Source organism: Streptomyces sp., from assembly GCF_035563135.1.
In the GTDB taxonomy this organism is placed as follows: domain Bacteria; phylum Actinomycetota; class Actinomycetes; order Streptomycetales; family Streptomycetaceae; genus Streptomyces.
Window position 1 is genome coordinate 1 of sequence record NZ_DATMVN010000238.1, and the last position, 4,811, is coordinate 4,811.

General features: G+C 72.7%; 4 protein-coding genes and 1 pseudogene. All 5 read right to left on the bottom strand.

Annotated elements, in window-relative coordinates; translation table 11 throughout:
• A pseudogene (locus VN520_RS10385) lies at nucleotides 1–488 on the bottom strand (hypothetical protein); the annotation flags it as partial.
• A 173-nt stretch (nucleotides 489–661) separates the two neighbouring features.
• Nucleotides 662–1,618 carry a 23S rRNA (guanosine(2251)-2'-O)-methyltransferase RlmB gene (rlmB, locus tag VN520_RS10390; protein WP_325746579.1) on the bottom strand — a complete coding sequence of 319 codons (957 nt, stop codon included), beginning with the start codon at nucleotides 1,616–1,618 and terminating at the stop codon, nucleotides 662–664.
• A gap of 106 nt (nucleotides 1,619–1,724) precedes the next feature.
• A complete protein-coding gene (gene cysS, locus VN520_RS10395; protein WP_325746580.1) occupies nucleotides 1,725–3,122 on the bottom strand; it encodes a cysteine--tRNA ligase in 1,398 nt (465 codons plus the stop codon).
• A 54-nt stretch (nucleotides 3,123–3,176) separates the two neighbouring features.
• Nucleotides 3,177–4,433, bottom strand: coding sequence for an MFS transporter (locus tag VN520_RS10400; protein WP_325746581.1), 1,257 nt, complete (start codon nucleotides 4,431–4,433; stop codon nucleotides 3,177–3,179).
• A gap of 2 nt (nucleotides 4,434–4,435) precedes the next feature.
• A partial coding sequence (locus VN520_RS10405) for an ABC transporter permease subunit (protein ID WP_325746582.1) occupies nucleotides 4,436–4,811 on the bottom strand: 376 nt, incomplete at its 5' end.

The window sequence follows — 4,811 nt, forward strand, 5'->3', positions numbered from 1 at the left end:
GCCGTGTCGTAGGCGCCGACGGCCTGCCGCATGGGGGGCAGCAGCGGTCCGGTGCGGCCGTCGCCGAGCTGATGGGGGGGCCGGAGCAGGGGGGTGGGCTGGGTCTCGTCGAGGCGGGGGATGACCTGCGTGCCGCCGCCCGTGTCGTCGTGGCCCGCTCCGAAGTCACCGCCGGGGCGGGCGTCGAAGTGGCCGGCGGTGGAGTTCCGTACGGCCTGGAGGAGTCCGGTCGCTCCGGGGTCGCCGGGCTCGGACCTGCCACTCCACACGACGGGCGCCCGCCTGCGGGCGCCCGCGTCGCTCATGGCGGGGATCCTGGCCGGCCGGGCGAAGTCCACGGGGCGCAGACGGGTGCGCTGGCCCGGGGCGAGCTGCACCCGGAAGCTGGCGTGGCTGACGATGACCTGCGCGGGGTCGCTGTCCACCTTCGTCATGCTCAGGGCGGGTTGGTCGTCGTCGAACCGAGGCGTTCTGGTGTCCACACTCATCTAACCGAGTGATGTGTGATTAGGACACTGCCTTGACACGTCCGAAGTGTCCGAGACCCGTCAACAGTCCATGGACGGCGGCTGATCCCCGTGGGCCGGCCGCGTCACCGGAGGCCCTGGCGGGTGGACGGACGGCGTATGCCGTCCGTCCACCCGGGCCCACGCGCCGCAGGTCACGCCCTGCGGCGCGCCACCTCGTAGAGGACGATGCCCGCGGCGACACCGGCGTTCAGGGATTCCGCGCCGCCCGGCATGGAGATCCGGACCCGGTAGTCGCAGGTCTCTCCGACGAGGCGGCCCAGGCCCTTGCCCTCGCTGCCGATGACGATGACGACGGGGCCCGCCAGCTCTTCCAGGTCCTCGACGGTGTGCTCGCCGTCGGCGGCGAGGCCGACGACGGTGAGGCCGGCCTTCTGGTAGCCCTCCAGGGCGCGCGTCAGGTTGGTGACCCGCGAGACGGGCGTACGGGCCGCGGTGCCCGCCGAGGACTTCCAGGCCCCCGCCGTCATGCCGGCCGCCCGGCGCTCGGGGACGACGACGCCGTGGCCGCCGAAGGCGGAGACGGAGCGGACGATCGCGCCGAGGTTGCGGGGGTCGGTGACGCCGTCGAGGGCGACGATCAGCGGGTCCTCGTCGTTGTCGTACGCGGCGGCGGTGAGGTCCTCCGGGTGCGCGTACTCGTAGGGCGGGACCTGGAGGACGAGGCCCTGGTGGTTCAGGCCGTTCGTCATCCGGTCGAGCTCGGGGCGCGGCGCCTCCATCAGGTGGATGTTGCCGCGCTCACCGGCGAGCTGGAGCGCCTCGCGGACCCGCTCGTCGTTGTCGATGTACTGCTGGACGTAGAGCGTGGTGGCGGGCACGCCGTCACGCAGCGCCTCGAAGACCGGGTTGCGGCCGACCACCATCTCCGACGTGCCCTTGGCGCCGCCCCGGCGCGGGGCGGGGCGGCGTGCGGCGGCCTGCTTGGCCTGGGCGTTCGCCACCCTGTTCTTCTTGTGTCCCTTGCGGGCGGAGGCGGGCGGCGTCGGTCCCTTGCCTTCGAGACCACGGCGTCGCTGGCCACCGCTGCCGACCTGCATGCCCTTCTTGTTGGACGTGCGGCGGTTCCTGCGCTGGCTGTTCCCGGCCATGACCTACCTGTTTCGTTGCTTCAGAAAAACGTCGTCAAGTGAAAGTGTGCCGCCCGGACCGCCGGGCGGCACATTTGCGCTGCTCACGCATGGTGCGAAGGACCGCTCAGCGCGGACCGAGGGTCCACCGGGGTCCGCTGGGACTGTCCTCGATGACGAGGCCGGACTGGTTGAGCTGGTCGCGGATGGCGTCGGCGGCGGGCCAGTCCTTGCGCTCGCGTGCCGACTGGCGCTGGTCGAGCACGAGCCGTACGAGGGTGTCGACGACGCCGTGCAGATCCTCGCCCCGATCGGTCTCGCCGGCCCAGTGGGGGTCGAGCGGGTCCAGACCGAGGACGCCGAGCATCGCGCGCACCTCGGCGAGGCGGGCGACGGCGGCTTCCTTGTCGTCCGCGGCGAGGGCGGAATTGCCCTGCCGGACGGTGGTGTGGACGACGGCGAGCGCCTGCGGGACGCCGAGGTCGTCGTCCATGGCGTCGGCGAACGCGGGCGGCACCTCGGCGGCGGCCTCGACGGGCCCGGCCTTCTCCACCACGCGCTGGACGAAGCCCTCGATCCGTGCGAAGGCGGACTCGGCCTCGCGCAGGGCCTCCTCGCTGTACTCGATCATGGACCGGTAGTGCGGGGTGCCGAGGTAGTAGCGCAGGACGATCGGGCGCCAGGCCTTCACCATCTCGCTGACCAGCACGGAGTTGCCGAGGGACTTCGACATCTTCTCGCCGGACATGGTGACCCAGCCGTTGTGCACCCAGTACTTGGCGAACGTGTCGCCGAACGCCTTGGCCTGGGCGATCTCGTTCTCGTGGTGCGGGAAGATCAGGTCGATGCCGCCGCCGTGGATGTCGAAGGCGGTGCCGAGGTACTTGTGCGCCATGGCGGAGCATTCGAGGTGCCAGCCGGGGCGGCCGCGGCCCCAGGGGGTCTCCCAGCTGGGCTCGCCCGGCTTGGCGGCCTTCCACATGGCGAAGTCGCGCTTGTCGCGCTTGCCGGTCTCGTTGTCGCCGGAGGGCTGGCGCAGGTCGTCGAGGTCCTGGTTGGAGAGTTCGAGATATCCCTCGTACGAGCGGACGTCGAAGTAGACGTTGCCGTCGGCCTCGTAGGCGTGGCCGCGCTCGATGAGGCCGCGCATCATCTCGACCATCTCGGTGATGTGGCCGGTGGCCCGCGGTTCGTACGTGGGCGGGAGGCAGCCCAGGGCGGCGTAGCCGTCGTTGAACGCGCGCTCGTTCTCGTAGCCGATGGACCACCAGGGGCGGCCCTGCTCCACGGACTTCTTGATGATCTTGTCGTCGATGTCGGTGACGTTCCGGATGAACGTCACGTCGTACCCGCGGTATTCGAACCAGCGGCGCATGATGTCGAAGTTCAGCCCGGACCTGATGTGCCCGATGTGCGGGGCTGCCTGGACGGTCGCGCCGCAGAGGTAGATCGAGACACAGCCCGCTGTGAGCGGGACGAAGTCACGGGTCTGCCGGGCGTTGGTGTCGTACAGGCGAATAGTCACCCCTCAAGGGTAGTGGGCCCGCACCAGTGCCCCGCGCCCTCTGTGGAAAACGTGTCACGGCCGATCGGTGGCGTCGGTGCGGGGTCCGGGCGTGCGTCCCGCGCCGGACAGGGTCAGGGCGAGCGCCGCACCGGTCAGGGGGACGGCGGTGAGCACCCCCCACAGGACGGGGCCGGACGCGTCGAGGAGCGTTCCGGTCGCGGCACTGCCCACGAGGACGGCGAGGCCCGACACGGAGGACAGCGCCCCGGTGGCGAGCCCCAGCCGGTGGTCGTCGACCAGGTCCGGTACGAGGCCCCGGGCGGCGGGGACCAGCAGCATCTGGCCGAGCGTGAGCAGGACGACGAGCGCGGCTCCGGGGAGCAGCCCGGCGGGTCCGCCGGGCAGGAGGGGCACGGCGGCGAAACCGGAGGCGACCACGGCGAGCCCCGTGACGAGGGCGGTCCGGGGCGCGATGCGGCGGGCGGACCAGCGGGTCAGCGGCAGCTGGAGGACGACGACGAGCAGGGAGGAGAGCGCGAAGAGTCCGCCGAGCGCGCTCTGCGAGCCGGTGGCCCGCTCCACCTCCATCGGCAGGGCGAGGTAGAGCTGGTTGTAGGAGACGAGGTAGGTGCTGTGGATGACGCAGAGCAGGAGGAAGGGCCGGTTGGCGAAGACCTCGCGGGGAAGGACCGTGCGCGCCCCGGGGGCCCGGACGCGGCGTGGCCGGCGGGGCATGAGGCGGGCGTGCCCGGCGAGTACGCCGACGAAGACCACGGCCCCGGCGAGGCACGCCGTCCGGAAGTCGCCCCCCAGGAGCAGCAGCAGGCTGCCGAGCAGGGGCCCGAGGAAGGCTCCGGCCTGGCCGGCGGCGGAGAACACGGCCAGCACCTGGGCCCGCGGTGTCCCGGTCCCGGCCTCGTGGGCGACGGCGGCCCTGGCGGTCTCGGACTCGACGGCGGGTGAGAAGAGCGCCGCGGCGAAGCCGATGAGGAGGACGGCTCCGATGACGGTGGCGGTGGTGCCCGCCTGGGCCAGCCAGCAGAATCCGGCGATGCGCAGGACGCAGCCGGTGAGGACGACGGGGCGGGGGCCGTAGCGGTCGGTGAGGGCGCCTCCGACGACGAAGAGGCCCTGCTGGCTGAAGGTGCGCAGCCCGAGCACGAGTCCGACGAGCCACCCCGCCATGCCGAGTCCGTCGCCGAGGTGGGCGGCGAGATAGGGCAGGACCGCGTAGAAGCCGGTGTTGAAGGCGAACTGGGTGGCGGTCAGGAGCCGGAGGTAGGCCTTGAGTTCCGGAGCGGCACCGGAGCGGGTGCGCGTCGTGGGCATCGTCACCCGCGCCCCTTGCCGCGTACGGCCGCCGAGGTCAGCACCGCGAGCGCGCCGAGGGCGGCGAGAGCGGCGGCGGGGGCGAGGACGGCCCAGGGGGCGCGTTCGGCGTAGGGCATGTTCTCCGAGAGCATGCGGCCCCACTCCGGCGCCGGGGCCGGAGTCCCGAGGCCGAGGAAGCCCAGGGAGGCGAGCGCCAGGGCGATGGCCGGGACGCGCAGGACGGCGTGGCGCACGACGGGCGGTACGACGCCCGGCAGGACGTGGCGGCGCAGCCGGTGCCAGGGGCCTGCGCCGAGGGCGAGGGCCACGGTGACGTGCGGGGCGGCGCGCTCCTGGGCGTACAGCGCGGAGGTGTGGGCGGCGAGCGGGGCCCAG

What these genes read in the sequence shown, in the direction of transcription:
- rlmB (WP_325746579.1), bottom strand. Translation starts at nt 1,618, where the DNA reads ATGGCCGGGAACAGCCAGCGCAGGAACCGCCGCACGTCCAACAAGAAG.
- VN520_RS10400 (WP_325746581.1), bottom strand. Translation starts at nt 4,433, where the DNA reads ATGCCCACGACGCGCACCCGCTCCGGTGCCGCTCCGGAACTCAAGGCC.